Source organism: Agromyces sp. MMS24-JH15, assembly GCF_043518605.1.
Classification (GTDB): Bacteria; Actinomycetota; Actinomycetes; order Actinomycetales; family Microbacteriaceae; genus Agromyces.
Map to the genome: position 1 here is coordinate 3,261,025 of NZ_CP171358.1, position 17,131 is coordinate 3,278,155.

Annotated in this window: 16 protein-coding genes; 2 read left to right on the forward strand and 14 right to left on the reverse strand. The window is 71.9% G+C overall.

The genetic code is table 11. The features are described from left to right. Positions 1–15: 15 nt before the first annotated feature. On the reverse strand, positions 16–678 hold the full coding sequence (locus ACDF64_RS14850; RefSeq protein ID WP_394552130.1) for a TetR/AcrR family transcriptional regulator: 663 nt from the start codon (positions 676–678) through the stop codon (positions 16–18). A 163-nt stretch (positions 679–841) separates the two neighbouring features. On the opposite strand from ACDF64_RS14850, the gene ACDF64_RS14855 reads away from it, so the two are divergent. Further along, entirely contained in the window at positions 842–1,933 is a 1,092-nt protein-coding gene (locus ACDF64_RS14855; RefSeq protein ID WP_394552131.1) for an App1 family protein, read from the forward strand. A gap of 65 nt (positions 1,934–1,998) precedes the next feature. Here the strand turns inward: ACDF64_RS14855 and ACDF64_RS14860 are convergent, their stop codons facing one another. From ACDF64_RS14860 to dnaE, 4 genes are all read right to left on the reverse strand, one after another. Next, entirely contained in the window at positions 1,999–3,051 is a 1,053-nt protein-coding gene (locus ACDF64_RS14860; RefSeq protein ID WP_394552132.1) for a quinone-dependent dihydroorotate dehydrogenase, read from the reverse strand. 71 nt (positions 3,052–3,122) lie between these two features. Continuing rightward, a complete protein-coding gene (gene nrdR, locus ACDF64_RS14865) occupies positions 3,123–3,596 on the reverse strand; it encodes a transcriptional regulator NrdR (RefSeq protein WP_394552133.1) in 474 nt (157 codons plus the stop codon). An 82-nt stretch (positions 3,597–3,678) separates the two neighbouring features. Further along, positions 3,679–4,986 (reverse strand): histidinol dehydrogenase, encoded by a 1,308-nt coding sequence (gene hisD, locus ACDF64_RS14870; protein ID WP_394552134.1) that lies wholly within the window; start codon positions 4,984–4,986, stop codon positions 3,679–3,681. A 53-nt stretch (positions 4,987–5,039) separates the two neighbouring features. Next, positions 5,040–8,510: a DNA polymerase III subunit alpha gene (gene dnaE / locus ACDF64_RS14875; RefSeq protein WP_394555163.1), complete on the reverse strand. Its 3,471-nt coding sequence runs from the start codon at positions 8,508–8,510 to the stop codon at positions 5,040–5,042. Between the two features lie 178 nt (positions 8,511–8,688). On the opposite strand from dnaE, the gene ACDF64_RS14880 reads away from it, so the two are divergent. Then, entirely contained in the window at positions 8,689–9,288 is a 600-nt protein-coding gene (locus ACDF64_RS14880) for a vitamin K epoxide reductase family protein (protein WP_394552135.1), read from the forward strand. An 8-nt stretch (positions 9,289–9,296) separates the two neighbouring features. On the opposite strand, the gene ACDF64_RS14885 is transcribed toward ACDF64_RS14880, so the two are convergent. From ACDF64_RS14885 to murC, 9 genes are all read right to left on the reverse strand, one after another. Further along, positions 9,297–10,217 carry an RluA family pseudouridine synthase gene (locus ACDF64_RS14885; RefSeq protein WP_394552136.1) on the reverse strand — a complete coding sequence of 307 codons (921 nt, stop codon included), beginning with the start codon at positions 10,215–10,217 and terminating at the stop codon, positions 9,297–9,299. Next, the gene (gene lspA, locus ACDF64_RS14890; protein ID WP_394552137.1) at positions 10,217–10,855 is read right to left on the reverse strand and encodes a signal peptidase II; all 639 of its coding nucleotides are present in this window, start codon (positions 10,853–10,855) and stop codon (positions 10,217–10,219) included. The genes ACDF64_RS14885 and lspA overlap by 1 nt, the downstream gene beginning before the upstream one ends. Continuing rightward, entirely contained in the window at positions 10,845–11,540 is a 696-nt protein-coding gene (locus tag ACDF64_RS14895; protein WP_394552138.1) for a DivIVA domain-containing protein, read from the reverse strand. Before ACDF64_RS14895 ends, lspA begins: the two co-directional genes overlap by 11 nt. 115 nt (positions 11,541–11,655) lie before the next feature. Further along, positions 11,656–11,973, reverse strand: coding sequence for a YggT family protein (locus tag ACDF64_RS14900; RefSeq protein ID WP_394552139.1), 318 nt, complete (start codon positions 11,971–11,973; stop codon positions 11,656–11,658). Between the two features lie 9 nt (positions 11,974–11,982). Next, positions 11,983–12,462, reverse strand: coding sequence for a cell division protein SepF (locus ACDF64_RS14905; RefSeq protein ID WP_394552140.1), 480 nt, complete (start codon positions 12,460–12,462; stop codon positions 11,983–11,985). Between the two features lie 36 nt (positions 12,463–12,498). Beyond that, on the reverse strand, positions 12,499–13,170 hold the full coding sequence (locus ACDF64_RS14910; protein WP_394552141.1) for a YggS family pyridoxal phosphate-dependent enzyme: 672 nt from the start codon (positions 13,168–13,170) through the stop codon (positions 12,499–12,501). A 49-nt stretch (positions 13,171–13,219) separates the two neighbouring features. Beyond that, on the reverse strand, positions 13,220–14,440 hold the full coding sequence (ftsZ, locus tag ACDF64_RS14915; protein WP_394552142.1) for a cell division protein FtsZ: 1,221 nt from the start codon (positions 14,438–14,440) through the stop codon (positions 13,220–13,222). 196 nt (positions 14,441–14,636) lie between these two features. After that, positions 14,637–15,377, reverse strand: a complete 741-nt coding sequence (locus ACDF64_RS14920) for an FtsQ-type POTRA domain-containing protein (RefSeq protein ID WP_394552143.1) — start codon at positions 15,375–15,377, stop codon at positions 14,637–14,639. 349 nt (positions 15,378–15,726) lie between these two features. Further along, on the reverse strand, positions 15,727–17,130 hold the full coding sequence (gene murC, locus ACDF64_RS14925; protein WP_394552144.1) for a UDP-N-acetylmuramate--L-alanine ligase: 1,404 nt from the start codon (positions 17,128–17,130) through the stop codon (positions 15,727–15,729). Position 17,131 lies beyond the last annotated feature (1 nt).

Sequence of the window (17,131 nt, forward strand, 5' to 3'; positions counted from 1 at the left end):
CGGGACGGGGAAGCGTCAGGCCGCGGTGCTCGCCACGCGGACGTCGTCGAGGTGCTCGGCGAGGTAGCCGCGCACGACCCGGCGCGCCTCGTCGAGGTAGCGCTGGTCGCCTTCGGGGTTGTGCAGGAACGCGCGGCTGATGAGCGCGTCCGCCAGCTCGATCGCGACCCCGAGGCGGAACCGGACGTCGGATGCGTCGGCGAGCTCGCCGAACTCGGCCTCGATCACGCGCGAGACGCGCGCCGCGAACTCCGGGTCCTGGCCGTGCTCGTCGGGCTCGCGCCACGCGGAGCGGACGACGGAGAAGCCGGGCTCGTCGCGGTAGAGCTGGGTGGCCGCCTCGATCGCGGCCTCCACGACGTCCCACCAGGTCGACGGGTTCGACTCGGCCAGGATCGCCGCGACCCGGGCGCGGAAGCGCTCGACCGAGCGCTCGCGCAGCGCGTGCAGCACTGCGACGCGGTCCGGGAAGTAGCGGTAGACCGTCCCGATCGACGCCGCCGCGCGCTCGGCGACCATCTGCGTGGTCAGGCGCTCGAAGCCGATCTCGTCCACGAGCTCGGCGGCCGCGTCGAGCAACGCGTCGAGTCGCTGGGTGCTCCGGCGCTGCGTCGGCTCCGTGCGGATGGAGCGACGACGCCCCGGCTCGGCCCCGAGGATCAGGTCGATGTGCGGCACGGAACCTCCTGTTGATGTGCCGGACCACTCTACCTGCCGCCGGATGCCCGGCCGACCACGCGGCGCGGCGATCCCCTGCGCGCCCCGTGCGCGCTCGCGCTCGGGCGCGAGCGGGCGGCGACGGTCGGCGCGACGCTCCGGTGCGACATGACAGACTGGAAGGATGCCGGAGCCCACCCCGATGCCGGCCGGAGACCGCGCACGGTCGGCCCGGCACGGTGCCGCGCGCCTCGAGGACTGGCTCCACGACCTCCGCGAGCGCTGGGCGCGCCGCCGCGGGCAGGTGCCGACCGTGGTGCCCTACACGGGCTACGGCTCGACGGAGTGGGTCCGGATCTTCTGCCGCGTCCTGCTCACCCGGCCGAAGCCGGCCGCGAACGGCCACGGCCGGCCGACCCGCCCTCCGGTCATCCGCGGATGGCGAAGCTTCACGAGCATCCCGGTGGGCGACGTGCCCGTCGTGATCGAGATCGCCGGGCAGCGGATCGAGGTGCTCGCCGACCGCGGCGGCGTCGTCGACACGCGCGTGCCCGTGGCGCTCGAGCCGGGCTGGCACACCGCGACGCTCACGACCGCGGGCGCGGTGCCCGTCGAGGCGCCCATCACGGTCGTGGCGCCCGAGATGCGGTTCGGGATCATCTCGGACGTGGACGACACGGTCATGGTGACCGCGCTGCCGCGGCCGCTCGTCGCGGCGTGGAACACGTTCGTCCTCGACGAGCACGCCAGGATCCCCACCCCGGGCATGGCCGTGCTGTACGAGCGGCTGGTCCGCTCGCACCCGGGTGTCCCGGTCATCTACCTGTCCACGGGCGCCTGGAACGTCGCCCCGACGCTCACGCGCTTCCTCTCGCGCAACCTCTACCCCGCCGGTCCGCTGCTGCTGACCGACTGGGGCCCGACGCACGACCGGTTGTTCCGCAGCGGCCGCGAGCACAAGGACGAGAACCTCCGCCGGCTCGCCGGGGAGTTCCCGGACGTCCGGTGGCTCCTCATCGGCGACGACGGCCAGAGCGACGAGGAACACTACGCGCGCTTCGCCGCCGAGTTCCCCGACCACGTCGCCGCGGTCGCGATCCGCCGGCTGTCCACGGGCGAGGCGATGCTCGCCGGCGGCCGGTCGAAGGGCGAGGAGCACGGCGACACCGTGCCGTGGGTCTCTGCGAGCGACGGATCGACTCTCGCAGACCTGCTCGCCGAGCGGGGCATCCTCGAGGCCGTCGAGGACGGCCCGGACCCCGTTCCCGAGGCGTAGGCGCCGGCGCCGGCGCCGCCCGGGCACGCGTCAGGCGCCCGGCACGCGTCCGGCGGCCGCCCGGTTCAGGCTGCGGGAGCCGCCGTCCGCCCGGCGCGGATGCGCGCGAGCCCGCGGTTCACCTCGCGCGCCCAGAACGGGCCGCGGTAGATGAACGCGGTGTAGCCCTGCACGAGCGTCGCGCCGGCCTCGAGCCGCTCCTGGACGTCCTCGGCCGTCTCGACGCCGCCGACGGAGATCACGCACAGGTCGTCGGGCACCTCGGCGCGGATGACCCGGAGCACCTCGAGCGAACGCGCCGCGAGCGGCGCACCGGAGAGCCCGCCCGCGCCGATCGCCTCGACCGACGCGGCCGGCGATCGGAGCCCCGCACGCGAGATGGTCGTGTTCGTCGCGATGATCCCGTCGAGCCCGATCTCGCCCACGAGCCCGCAGATGCGGCGCACCTCGTCGTCGGTGAGGTCGGGGGCGATCTTGACCAGCAGCGGGGTCGCGCCCGCCGCCCGGCGCACGGCCTGCAGCAGCGGCGCGAGCGCGTCGAGCTCCTGCAGCCCGCGCAGGCCCGGCGTGTTCGGCGAGCTGACGTTCACGACGAGGTAGTCGGCGTACGGCGAGAGCACGCGCGCACTCCGCTCGTAGTCGGCGACGGCGTCCTCGACCGGCGTGACCCGGCTCTTGCCGATGTTCACGCCGAGCACCGGTCGGTCGGTGCGCCTGGCCAGGCGCGCGAGCCGCCCGGCCGCGGCATCCGCCCCGCCGTTGTTGAAGCCCATCCGGTTCACGAGCGCACGATCCGGGATGAGCCGGAACAGGCGCGGCCGGTCGTTGCCCGGCTGCGCGATCGCGGTGAGCGTGCCGACCTCGACGTGCCCGAAGCCGAGGTGGCCGAGCCCGCGGACCGCGAAGCCGTCCTTGTCGAACCCGGCCGCGACGCCGAACGGCGACGGGAACCGCAGGCCGAGCGCGTCGACCGCGAGATCGGTCGACGGGCGCGTCGATCGGAAGACCAGGCGGCCGAGGCCGAGGGTCGGGAGGAAGCGGATGACACGGAAGGCGAGGTGGTGCGCCGCCTCGGGATCCATGCGCGAGAAGAAGACCGAGAAGATGAGTCGATACATGCCGGATTCAGGCTACCGGAGCGGAGTCGTGCTCCAGCGCCACCCGGTGCCCATGGACGCCCGCGCGGCGATCACTCCGCGGGTCGGGCGGGCAGGCGCCCGTGCTCCTCGCGGAGCTGGCCGATCGCGGCCTCGAAGTCGTCGAGCGATTCGAACGCCTGGTAGACGCTCGCGAAGCGCAGGTAGGCGACCTCGTCGAGGTCCCGCAGGGGCGGCAGCACCGCGAGCCCGATGTCGTTCGCCTCGATCTGGGATGCCCCGGTCGAGCGGATCGTCTCCTCGACCTTCTGCGCGAGCACGGCGAGGTCGCTGTCCGTCACGGGCCGGCCCTGGCAGGCCTTCCTGACGCCGAGGACCACCTTCTCGCGGCTGAACGGCTCGATGACGCCCGAGCGCTTGATCACCGCCAGGCTCGCGGTCTCGGTCGTCGAGAACCGGCGGTTGCACTCCGGGCACTGGCGACGGCGACGGATGGACAGGCCGTCGTCGCTCGTGCGCGAGTCGATGACGCGGGAATCCGGGTGGCGGCAGAACGGGCAGTACATGGTGGTGCCAGCCTATCGGCGCCGAGGCCACCGGCGTCCCCCGTCCGGGGCGGCGGCCGGCGCCCCGGCGAGCGACCCCGGCTCAGCCCTCGAATCGCGCCGTGACCGCGGCACCGTGCGCGGGCAGGCCCTCATCCGCCGACAGCGCCGCGACGACCGGCGCGACGGCCTCGAGCGCGGCCCGCGAGTAGCGGACCACCTGCTGCGGGCGGAGGAACGTCGCCGCCGACAGCCCGGCCGCGTGCCGCGCCGTGCCGCCGGTCGGGAGCACGTGGTTCGAGCCCGCCGCGTAGTCGCCGAGGCTCACGGGCGAGTACGACCCGAGGAAGATGGCGCCCGCGTTCTCGATCCGCGCGAGCACGTCGTCGTCGTCGGCCGTCTGGATCTCGAGGTGCTCGGGCGCGAACGCGTTGGTGAACGCCGTCGCCTGGACGAGGTCGTCGACGAGCACGACCGCCGACTGCGACCCGGTGAGCGCGGTCTCCGCGCGCTCGCGGTGCGTCGTCGCGGCCAGTCGCGCCGCGAGGCGCTCCTGCACCTGCGCCGCGAAGTCCGGCGCGTCGGTCACGAGCACGGATGCCGCGAGCTCGTCGTGCTCGGCCTGGCTGAGCAGGTCCGCGGCGACGAAGTCCGGGTTCGCGGTCGCGTCCGCGATCACGAGGATGTCGGTGGGCCCGGCCTCCGCGTCGATGCCGGTGACGCCCGCGACGAGGCGCTTGGCCGCGGCGACGAAGACGTTCCCCGGCCCGGTGACGCGCTGGACGGGCTCGAGCCCGAGGTCGGGAACCCCGTGGGCGAAGGCCCCGATGGCGCCCGCGCCGCCCATGGCGTACACCTCGTCGACGCCGAGGAGGGCGGCGACCGCCGCGATCGTGGGGTGCACGCGGCCGCCGTGCGCCGCCTGTGCGGGCGAGGCGAGGGCGAGCGATCGCACGCCGGCCGCCTGCGCCGGAACGACGTTCATGATCACGCTCGACGGGTACACGGTCTTGCCGCCGGGCACGTAGAGCCCGACGCGCTCGACGGGCTGCCAGCGCTGCTCGACCACCGCGCCGTCGGCGAGCACGGTCGTGGTGGGCGCCGGGACCTGCGCCCGGCTCGCGGCGCGCACGCGCTCGATCGTGGACTCCACGGCCGCGCGCACCGCGGGTGCGAGCGAGTCGAGCGCCTCGGCGAGCTCCGCCGCCGGCACGCGGATCGCCGCGGGCCGGACGCGGTCGAACCGCTCCGACTGCTCGAGGAGCGCCTCGGACCCGCGCTCGCGGACGTCGTCGATCAGCCCGCGCGCGACCTCGAGCGCGACGTCCACGTCGACACCCGCACGGGGAACGAGCGCCAGCAGCTCGGACGTGGACGGACGCGTGCCCCGGAGGTCGATCGTGCGCAGCATCCGTCCAGCGTACCGAGCGGCGCGGGGGTCGCCCGCCCGGGCGTCACGTCGGGTCAGATCAGGCAGTTCGGCCCGAGCAGTCCCTTCAGCTCGCCGTAGAAGTCGGCGCTCACCGCGACCGGGTACGGCAGTTCGAAGACGCGCGCCGTGCCGCCCTTCGTGAGCCGCAGGCGCACCTCGGTGTCGCCGCGATGCCGGACCAGGACGTCGCCGAGCGCGGTGATGGTGTCGGTCGTCGCGCGGATGTCCGGGAGCGTGATGACCACGGGCCCGCTCTCCTCGCCGCTGCCGAGGTCGGGCTGGAACGCGCCCTGCGCGTGCAGGTTCATGCCGTCGTCGCGCATCGAGACCCGCCCGCGCACGACCACGATCGAGTCGGCCCGGAGGGTCGGCGCGAACTCCTGGTACGTGCGGCCCATGAACATCACGGTGATCTCGCCCGAGAAGTCCTCGACCTGGATCATCCCGTACTGGTTGCCGCTCTGGCGGGCCACGCGGTGCTGCACGCTCGTGACCAGGCCGGCGACCACGACGGTGTCGCCGTCCTGCGTCGAGTCCGACCCGGTGAGGTCCGCGATCGTGGTCGAGGCGTGCTTCGCGAGCGGCGCCTCGAGGCCTGCGAGCGGGTGGTCGGAGACGTAGAGCCCGAGCATCTCGCGCTCGAACGCGAGCTTGTCCTTCTTCGCCCACTCGGGCCGGTCGGGCACGAGCGACGGGGCATCCGCCTTCTCGTGGTCGTCGAACAGGCTGTCGAAGTCGAACCCGATGTCGCCGACCTCCTCGGCCCGCTTCTCCTTGACCGCCGACTCGACCGCGCCCTCGTGGATCTCGACGAGCGCGCGCCGGGTGTGCCCGAGCGAGTCGAACGCGCCGGCCTTCACGAGCGACTCGATCGTGCGCTTGTTCGCGACCGGGATCGGCACCTTCTTCAGGAAGTCGTGGAACGACTCGAACCGGCCCTTGGCGTCGCGCGCCCCGCGGATCGCGTCGACGACGTTGAACCCGACGTTCCGCACGGCGCCCAGGCCGAAGCGGATGTCCTCGCCGACGGCCGCGAAGTAGCCGATCGACTCGTTGACGTCGGGCGGGAGCACCTTGATGCCCATGCGACGGCACTCGTTGAGGTACAGCGCGAGCTTGTCGCGCGCGTCGCCGACGCTGGTCAGCAGCGCGGCCATGTACTCGGCCGGGTAGTGCGCCTTGAGGTACGCGGTCCAGTAGCTGAGCACGCCGTACGCGGCCGAGTGGGCCTTGTTGAACGCGTAGTCGGAGAACGGCAGCAGGATGTCCCACAGGGTCTTGATCGCCGCGTCGGAGTAGCCGTTCGCGATCATGCCCTGCGAGAAGCCCTCGTACTGCTTGTCGAGCTCGGACTTCTTCTTCTTGCCCATCGCGCGACGCAGGATGTCGGCCTGGCCGAGCGAGAAGCCGGCGACCTTCTGCGCGATCGCCATGACCTGCTCCTGGTAGATGATCAGGCCGTAGGACGTGTCGAGGATGTCGGCGAGGGACTCGGCGAACTCCGGGTGGATCGGCGTGATCTCCTGCAGGCCGTTCTTGCGCAGCGCGTAGTTCGTGTGCGAGTTCGCGCCCATCGGGCCCGGCCGGTAGAGCGCGATGACGGCCGAGATGTCCTCGAAGTTGTCGGGCTTCATGAGCCGCAGGAGCGAGCGCATCGGGCCGCCGTCGAGCTGGAACACCCCGAGCGTGTCGCCGCGCGAGAGCAGGTCGTACGCCTCGGCGTCGTCGAGCGCGAGTTCCTCGAGCACGGGCCGGAACCCGCGGTTCGCCTCGATGTTGTCGAGCGCGTCGTCGATGATCGTGAGGTTGCGCAGCCCCAGGAAGTCCATCTTGATCAGGCCGAGCGACTCGCACGCGGGGTAGTCGAACTGCGTGACGATCTGGCCGTCCTGCTCGCGCTTCATGATCGGGATGATGTCGATGAGCGGGTCGCTCGACATGATCACGCCGGCCGCGTGCACGCCCCACTGGCGCTTCAGGTTCTCGAGCCCGAGCGCGGTCTCGAAGACGGTCTTCGCCTCCGGATCGGTCTCGATGATGGCCCGGATGTCCCCGGCCTCCTTGTACCGCGGATGCGCCGAGTCGAGGATCCCCGAGAGCGGGATGTCCTTGCCCATGATCGCCGGCGGCATGGCCTTGGTGAGCTTCTCGCCCATGCCGAACGGGAAGCCGAGCACCCGGCTCGAGTCCTTGAGCGCCTGCTTGGCCTTGATCGTGCCGTACGTGACGATCTGCGCGACGCGCTCCTCGCCGTACTTGTCGGTCACGTACTTGATGACCTCGCCGCGCCGACGCTCGTCGAAGTCGACGTCGAAGTCGGGCATCGAGACACGGTCGGGGTTGAGGAAGCGCTCGAAGATGAGGCCGTGCTGGAGCGGGTCCAGATCGGTGATCCGCATCGCGTAGGCCGCCATCGAGCCGGCACCCGAGCCGCGGCCGGGGCCGACTCGGATGCCGTTCTCCTTCGACCAGTTGATGAAGTCCGCGACGACGAGGAAGTAGCCCGGGAAGCCCATCTGGCTGATGACGCCGACCTCGTAGTCGGCCTGCCTGCGCACCTCGGCCGGGATACCGGTCGGATACCGCCCGTGCAGCCCGCGCTCGACCTCCTTGACGAACCAGCTCTCCTCGCTCTCGCCGTCGGGCACCGGGAAGCGGGGCATGTAGTTCGCGCTCGTGTTGAACTTCACGTCGCACCGCTCGGCGATCGCGAGCGTGTTGTCGCACGCGTCGGGGTGGTCGCGGAAGAGGTGGCGCATCTCGGCGGCCGTCTTCAGGTAGAAGTCGTCCGCGTCGAACTTGAAGCGGTTCGGGTCGTCGAGCGTCGACCCCGACTGCACGCACAGCAGCGCCGCGTGGCTCTTCGCGTCGTCGGCGTGCGTGTAGTGCAGGTCGTTGGTCGCGACGAGCGGGAGGCCGAGGTCCTTCGCGAGGCGGAGCAGGTCGTCCATGATCCGCTTCTCGATGCCGAGGCCGTGGTCCATGATCTCGGCGAAGTAGTTCTCGCGGCCGAAGAGGTCCCGGTACTCGGCCGCGGCCTTCACGGCCTCGTCGTACTGCCCGAGGCGGAGCCTCGTCTGGACCTCGCCGGAGGGGCATCCGGTCGTGGCGATGAGCCCCTTCGCGTACGTCTGGAGGAGCTCGCGGTCCATGCGCGGCTTGAAGTAGTAGCCCTCGATCGAGGCCCGGCTCGAGAGCCGGAAGAGGTTGTGCATGCCCTCCGTCGTCTCGGCGAGGAGGGTCATGTGCGTGTAGGCGCCCGAGCCGGAGACGTCGTCGCCGCCGCCCGAGCCCCAGCGCACGCGGGTCTTGTCGCCGCGGTGGGTGCCCGGCGTGAGGTACGCCTCGGTGCCGATGATCGGCTTGATCCCGGCGTCGGTCGCCTGCTTCCAGAAGTCGTACGCGCCGAACACGTTGCCGTGGTCGGTGATCGCGACGGCCGGCATGCCGTAGCCGTCGGCGGCCTTGATCAGTTCGCCGACCCGGGCCGCCCCGTCGAGCATCGAGTACTCGGAATGGACGTGCAGGTGGACGAAGGAATCGGCGGCCACTGGGCTCCTCGACTGGTCGGCGGACCCCCAGTCTACGGTCGGCCACCCACGCTCCAGGGCGCTGCCGAGGCGTGGCGCCGGCGCCTGCGCGCAGTCGCGTCGGCTCCCGCCCGAGGGCCACAATGAGGTCATGGCCGCACTCACCCCGCCCCGGGCGCTCGCCGTCTCCTCGATCGTCGCCGGCGTACTCGGCTGGATCGTCTCGTTCCTGCTCTACCTCGAGTACATCGGCCAGCTGACCGAGGTCGACCCCATCGTGTCGTGCTCGTTCGGCGTGGTCGTCACGTGCGGACCCAACCTGTTGAGCCCCGCCGGCAACCTGCTGGGCTTCACGAACGCGATCCTCGGCATCACGCTGTTCCTCGGGCCGGTCCACGCCGGGGTGAGCGCACTCGCGGCGCCGGGGGGCCTCCGCGCCTGGTACTGGCGGGTCTACGGCCTCTTCGTGCTCGCCGGATTCCTGCTCGTGCACTTCTTCGCCTGGCGCAGCGTCTTCGAGTTCGGCAGCCTCTGCCCGTGGTGCATGGTCGTCTGGCTCGTCACGATCCCGCTGTTCTGGTTCACCATCGGCTGGCAGCTGCGCGAGGGCCTCTGGGGGGCGGGCGCAGGCGTGCGCCGTGTCGGCCGATTCGTCTTCGGCTGGGCGACGCTCATCACGGTGCTCGACTACCTGCTCATCGCGGTGTCGGCCCAGGTCCGGCTCGACGTGATCGGCTCGCTCCTGATCTGACGCCGCGCTCAGTCCTCGCCGAGCAGCCCGAGCGCGTGCGCGAGGTCGGCCGGGTACTCGGACGCGAACCTGGTCCACTCCCCCGTCGCCGGGTGCATGAAGGCGAGCTGCTTCGCGTGCAGCCACTGCCGGGTCAGGCCGAGCCTCGCCGACAGCGTCGGGTCCGCGCCGTACATCGCGTCGCCCGCGCACGGATGCCGCTGCGCGGCCATGTGCACGCGGATCTGGTGCGTCCGCCCGGTCTCGAGGTGCACCTCGAGCAGCGACGCGTACGGGAACGCCTCGAGCGTCTCGTAGTGGGTCACGGCGTGCTTGCCGGACGCGGTCACCGCGAACTTCCACTCGGACTTCGGGTGACGACCGACCGGCGCGTCGATCGTGCCGGCGAGCGGATCGGGGTGCCCCTGCACGACCGTGTGGTAGATCTTCTCGACCTCGCGGTCGTGGAACGCGTGCTTCAGCGCGGTGTACGCGCGCTCCGACTTCGCCACGACCATGAGCCCGCTCGTGCCCGCGTCGAGCCGGTGGACCACGCCCTGGCGCTCGGGTGCGCCGGACGTCGAGATGCGGTACCCCGCCGCGGCGAGGGCGCCGACGACGGTCGGTCCCTCCCAGCCGAGCGACGGATGCGCCGCGACGCCGGCCGGCTTGTCGACGACGACGATGTCCTCGTCGTCGTGGATGATGCCGAGGTCGGGCACCGCGATGGGCTCGACCTCGAGCGTCCGCGGCGGCTCCCAGCTCACCTCGAGCCACGAACCACCGCGCAGCTTGTCGGACTTGCCGACGGATGCCCCGTCGAGCACGACCCCGCCGGCCTCGGCGATGTCCGCCGCCTGCGTCCGCGAGAACCCGAGCAGCTTCGCGAGCCCGGCGTCCACGCGGACGCCGTCGAGCCCGTCGGGGACGGGGTAGGACCGGTGCTCCATCAGGACTCGCGCGCGAGCGGGAGTGCTGCGGACGAACTGAGGTCGCCGCCCTGGGCGCCCGATGCGGCCGGGCCGTCGGCCGAACCGTCGGCCGCCTCGGCGGCCGACTCGTCGGCGCGACCGGTGTTCCGGCTCCCGTCGAGGCCGACCCCGCGGATCGTGAGGATCATGAAGAGCACCATGCTCGACACGATGGCGATGTCGGCGACGTTGTAGATCGCGGGCAGCATCCACGGCGTCGAGATGAAGTCGACCACGTGCCCGACGCCGAACCCGGGTTCGCGCAGGAGCCGGTCGGTCAGGTTGCCCAGCACGCCGCCCAGCAGCAGGCCGAAGACCAGCGCCCACGCGACCGACTTGATGCGTCGCGCGAACCAGATGATGAAGGTGATGACCGAGGCCGCGAGGATCGTGAAGATCCAGGTCATGCCGCTCGCGAGCGAGAAGGCCGCCCCCGGGTTCCGGACGAACTGCCACACGAGCAGGTCGCCCAGGACGTGCACCGCCTCACCCTCGGTGAGGTTGGCGGAGACGAGCGCCTTGGTCGACTGGTCGATCGCATAGACGCTCAGCGCCGCGACGGCGAGGACGACGAGGGCGGTGAAGCCGGCGGCTCTCCCCCCGCGCTCAGCCGCCAAAGCCCTGGAAGGTCGGTGCCGGAGCCTCGCCCTGGCGCACCGGGGCGCCGACCGGGGCCGAGAAGCCCTGGTTGCCGGTCACCTGGACCGGTGCGGCGGTGTCGAGGTCGCGCAGCTGGCCCTCGATGTAGCTCTTCAGCTTCTGGCGGTAGTCGCGCTCGAACAGGCGCAGCTCGTCGACCCGCTTCTCGAGCGCGATGCGCTCCTGGTCGAGGATGCCGATCTGCTGGCGCTGCTTCGCTTCGGCCTCGGCGACGACGCGCGCGGCGGTCGCGTGGCCCTCGGCGATGAGCGCGTCGCGCTTCTCGACGCCCTCGCGAACGTGCTCCTCGTGGAGTCGGCGCGCGAGCTGGAGGAGATTGGTGGTCGACGTCTGCTCGTCGAGCTCCGACTGCGGGGTAGGGACCTGCGTCGGGACCGCGACGGTGGGCGGCGGCGCAGCCGGCTCCGCGTACGCGATGGGCTGCGGTGCGACGGGCGCGGCGGCGGCAGCCGACGCGGCCTCGGTGGCACGGGCCTCGGCGGCGGCGAGTCGCTGGCGCAGCTCCTCGTTCTCCTGGTTCAGCCGGCGGAGCTCGACCACGACCTCATCGAGGAAGTCGTCGACCTCATCCTGGTCATAGCCTTCCCGGAACTTCGTCGCCTGGAAGCGCTTGTTGACCACATCATCCGGAGTTAGCGCCATGGCTTGCCACCCTCAAATCTGTCGAACGGTTCGGATCACGTTCTCCTAACGCTAGCAGGGTCATCCGTCGCCATGCAGTGCCGATCGTCCCGGCGTGGCGTCTTGCAGGAGATCGTCAGGCAGCCAGCGCGGTCGCCGCGGAGAGGCCCGATACCACGGTCATGAGGATGATCACCAGGAGCATCGCGAGGCTCCATCCGAGGTCGATCGCGACCTGCCCCATGCGGATCGGCGGCACGAGTCGCCGGAAGAACCGCACGGGCGGATCGGTCACCGTGTACACGGCCTCGACCACCACGAGCCAGAAGGCGCGCGGCCGCCACGACCGGTTGAAGGTGCGCACCAGATCGACCACGAAGCGCGCCCACATGGTGAAGAAATAGATCAGCAGCAGCGTCGAGAGGATTGACCAGACGACGTCGAGTACTCCCACGCTGGGAGTCTACTGGTGGCTGAAGAAGGAGGCGTCGCCGTCGTGCTCCGCATCGCCGTTCTCGCCGGAGACGACGACGTGCGCGGGCGACAGCAGGAACACCTTGTTCGTGACCCGCTCGATCTTGCCGTAGAGGCCCTGCGACAGCCCGCTCGCGAAGTCGATGAGCCGGCGTGCGTCACCGTCCGACATCTGCGAGAGGTTGATGATCACCGGGACGCCCTCGCGGAACGATTCGGCGATCACCTGCGCGTCGCGGTACTGCCTCGGGTGGACGGTCAGGATCTCGTTCATCTCGGCCTGCGTGTTCGTCTGCTGGACTGTGGGCTTGGCTCGCAGCGGGGTCACCGCCGCGCCGCCGCCTCGGGGCGCCGGCGCCGCGTGCGCGACGGGCGCGGGGGCCGGTGCCGGAGCGCTCGGCGCCTCGGACTCCAGCTCCTCGTCGGCGAGGCCGAGGTAGACCATGGTCTTCTTGAGCGGGTTGGACATCGCTGCCTCCGTCGGTGATTCGGTCTCTGTCCGACGTTAGCCGCCGGTCGGGCGATTCCCCGTGATTGCCGTGCCGATCCGAAGGTGTGTCGCGCCTTCCGCGATGGCCTCGCGGAAGTCGTGGCTCATGCCCATCGACAGATCGGATGCCTCGGGCGCGAGCCGGCGGACCCGCTCGCCGTACTCGCGCACGCGCGCGAACTCGGTCCGCGGATCGACGTCGAGGCCCGCGACCGCCATGAGTCCGCGCAGGCGGAGCCCCGGCGTCGCGAGCACGCGTTCGACCAGCGCCTCGAGCTCGCCCGGCGCGACCCCGCCGCGGTTCGGATCGTCGGTGAGGTTGACCTGGACGAACGCGTCGACGACGGACTCCTCCGACCGCAGCGCGTCCACGAGCGACGGACGGTCGACGGAGTGGATCGCGGACGCGTAGGCACGCACCTGGCGCGCCTTCTTGCCCTGCAGCTGGCCGACGAAGTGCCAGCGCAAGCCGAGGTCGGCGAGCTCGGCCGCCTTCGCCTGCGCCTCCTGGTGTCGGTTCTCGCCGAGGTCGCGCACGCCGAGCGACGCGAGCTCGGCCACGAGCGCGGCCGGGTGGAACTTCGTGACGACGATGAGCGTGATCTCGCCCGGGTCGCGCCCGGCCTCGACCGCCGCTTCGGCGATGTCGGCCCGGACGCGATCGAGCCTCGCGCCGAGCCCGCTCACCACCGCGCTCCGGAGCGCGCGACGACGAGTGCGCCCGGGTCGGGCGCGCTCACTTCAGGAAGTCGGGGATGTCGAGGTCGTCGCCGTCGTCGTCGAACGCGGGGTCGCTCACGATCCGGTCCGCCGACCCGCGGTCGAGGTCGCCCCAGTTCGCGGACTCCACGAGCTCCTCGATGTCGATCTCGGCGATCGCGGGCTCCGTCTCGGAGGACGACGTCGACGAGGAGGACGAGGCGCCCACGGATGCCGCGAACCCGACGCCGACCGCGGCCGGCACCTGGCTCGGCCGCTTGAGCTCGGCGACGTCCTTCTGCTGCAGCGGCTCGCCGCCGTCGAAGCCGGCCGCGATGACGGTCACCCGCACCTCGTCGCCGAGCGTGTCGTCGATGACCGCGCCGAAGATGATGTTCGCCTCGGGGTGGACCGCCTCCTGCACGAGTCGCGCCGCGTCGTTGATCTCGAAGATGCCGAGGTTCGAACCGCCCTGGATCGACAGCAGCACGCCGTGCGCACCGTCGATCGAGGCTTCGAGCAGCGGGCTCGCGACCGCGAGTTCGGCGGCCTTGATCGCGCGGTCCGCGCCGCGCGACGAGCCGATGCCCATGAGCGCGGAGCCGGCGCCCTGCATGACCGACTTGACGTCGGCGAAGTCGAGGTTGATGAGGCCCGGCGTCGTGATGAGGTCGGTGATGCCCTGGACGCCGGCGAGGAGCACCTGGTCGGCCGTGGCGAACGCCTCGAGCATCGAGATGCCGCGGTCGCTGATCTCCAGCAGCCGGTCGTTCGGCACGACGATGAGCGTGTCGACCTCTTCCTTCAGGCGTGCGACGCCCTGCTCGGCCTGGCTCTGGCGCCGGCGGCCCTCGAAGCTGAACGGCTTGGTCACGACGCCGATGGTGAGCGCGCCGATGGACTTGGCGATCCGGGCGACGACGGGTGCGCCGCCGGTGCCGGTGCCGCCGCCCTCGCCTGCCGTCACGAACACCATGTCGGCGCCCGCGAGCGCCTCCTCGATCTCCTCGGCGTGGTCCTCCGCGGCGCGACGGCCCACCTCCGGGTCGGCGCCTGCACCGAGCCCGCGCGTGAGGTCGCGACCGACGTCGAGCTTCACGTCCGCGTCGGACATGAGCAGCGCCTGGGCGTCGGTATTGATCGCGATGAACTCGACGCCGCGCAGGCCGAGCTCGATCATGCGGTTGACGGCATTGACGCCGCCGCCGCCGATGCCGACGACCTTGATGACGGCGAGGTAGTTCTGGTTTGTCGACATATCCGGCCCTCCGTGCGAACTCTGAACCTTGAACCTCTAGTCGAAGGTTAATGTCTTGCCGAGTAAGCAATTCCTGACTCGAAGGTAGGTGCTCCCCCGCCGCCCGGGCGCCATGACACCCCGCGTGTCGCGAACCGCCCGCATCGACGAGGCATCCTCGGCCCTCCGAGGCGGGCGGATGCACCCGCCGAGGCGCTCAGCGCGTGACCGGGCTCCCCGGTGCGGAGACGTCGTACTCGGCGACCGCGCCGGGCGGCGCCGAGCGCATGAGCGCGTCGAGCACGTCCGCCTTGAACGCGGAGTCCTCGCGACTCCCCCAGACGATGGATGCCCCGCTCGCGAGCTGGAGCCGGACATCGTCGGCGGTCTCCGCCGACGCCGCCACGAGCTGGCCGCGCACCGCGGCCGGCAACGAACGGATCACCGCGGCCGCGGCGCGGAAGCCCTCCGACGCCGTCGGCCCGGCCGTGATCAGGGGTTCGCCGTCGGGTCGTTCGGCGGGCCGGTCGATCACCACGCCCGCGGCATCCACGAGCTCGAGGCCGTCCTCGCCCTCGACCACGCCGACGGGCGTGCGCTCGACGATGCGGACCACGAGCGTCGACGGCGGGATCGCCTCGGTCGAGTACGTCTCGATGAGGGGGAACCCGGCCAGGACGTGCTGCACGTCGGCGGAGGTCACGAGCGCGAGCGGCGTGCCGAGCTCGGGCGTGAACGCGTCCGCGATGTCGTCGGCCGGGATGCGCTGCGCGCCCTCGACGCGCACGTCCCTGAGTGCCATGAGCGGCGAGTACGCGACCGCCAGGGTGCCGCCGACCACGGCGAGCACGGCCGCGATCGCGACGATCCACGCGATCCGGCGCCGACGGCTCCGCTTCGTGAACCGCCGGATCTCCTGGCGCTCGAACCGGCGCCGCGCCGCCGCCGCGCGGGCCACCGCGCGGCGTGCGGCCCGTGCGCCCTTCGGGCTCGACGCGGCTTCGTCGCGTCCCGGATCGGGTCGTCCCGGATCGGGTCGTCCCGGATCCGACGTCGCACCCGATCCGCTCGAAGCCGGGCGACCCGGCTCGGCGGAGGGGACGACCGGAAGGTCCACCGGGGCGGTCGGCGTGCGATCCGCGACGGAGACGGCCGACCGTGGGGCATCCGAACCGCCGGCCGGCGGACGCGTCGACGACCCCGCCGACGACGCCGCGGCTGCAGCCGGGGCATCCGATCGGCCCGACCGGGCCGGACGCACGGGGGGCCGATCGAACCCCTGCGGGCGCCTCACGACCCGACCGCCGTCATCCGCGCTCCCGCTCCAGCGACCCGATCAGCTGCGGCACGATGCGGTAGACGTCGCCGCAGCCGAGGGTGATCACGAAGTCGCCCTCGCGGGCGATGCGGGCGGTGTGGTCGGCCGCCTCCTGCCAGTCCGCGATGAACGCCACGCGCGACGGGTCGGCGAACCGATCGCTCACGAGCGCGCCGGTCACGCCCGGCTCCGGGTCCTCGCGCGCGCCGTAGACGTCGAGCACGACCGTCTCGTCCGCGAACTCCTCGAGCACCTCGGCGAACTCCTTGGCGAACAGCCTGGTCCGGCTGTACAGGTGCGGCTGGTGCACCGCGATGATCCGGCCCGCGCCGACGACCGTGCGTGCCGCCGCGAGCGCGGCGGCCACCTCGGTCGGGTGGTGGGCGTAGTCGTCGTACACGCTCACGCCGCCGACCGTGCCGTGCAGTTCGAACCGGCGGCCCGTGCCCGCGAAGCGGGCGACGCCCGCGAGCGTCTCGGCCGGGTCGAAGCCCATGCCGACGAGCACGCCGAACGCGCCCGCCGCGTTGATCGCATTGTGGCGGCCGGGGATCCGCAGGCGCGCACGGTAGGTCCGCCCCGCATAGTCGATCGCGAATGCCACCGGGCCGTCGGTCTCGATGGAGTGGACGCGGACGGTCGCCCCCTCGGCCTCGCCGAAGGTGATCACGTTCGCGTGGGAGATCCGCTCGGCGACCCGGAGCGCGCCCGCATCGTCCGAGGAGATCACGACGAGCTCGCGCGCCCGGTCGGCGAAGTCGACGAACGCCTGCTCGAACGCCTCGAGCGAGCCGTAGTGGTCGAGGTGGTCCGGGTCGACGTTCGTGATGAGCGCGACCGACGTGTCGTAGAGCAGGAACGACCCGTCGGACTCGTCGGCCTCGACCACGAAGAGCTCGCCGTCGCCCGCGGCGCTCGAAGTGCCGAGCTCCTCGATCACGCCGCCGTTCACGAAGCTCGGATCGGCCGACTGGGCCAGCAGCGACGTGATGATCATGCCCGTGGAGGTCGTCTTCCCGTGCGCGCCGGCGACCGACACCAGCCGGCGGCCCGCGATGAGCGCCGCGAGCGCCTGCGAGCGGTGCAGGACGGGGATGCCGCGCGCCAGCGCGAGGCGGTACTCGGGGTTGTCCAGCCAGAGCGCGCCGGTCACGACCATCGTGTCGACGTCGTCGGGCACGTTGGCCGCGTCGTGCCCGATCGCGACGGTCGCACCCAGGTCCCGGAGCGCGCCGATGTTCGCGGAGTCGCGCACGTCCGAGCCCGTGACGCGATGCCCGTCGCCGAGCATCAGGCGCGCGATCCCGCTCATCCCCGAGCCGCCGATGCCGACGAAGTGGACGTTGCCCAGTTCGGCGGGGATGACGGCGTTCAGGTCGGGCTTGATGGTCACG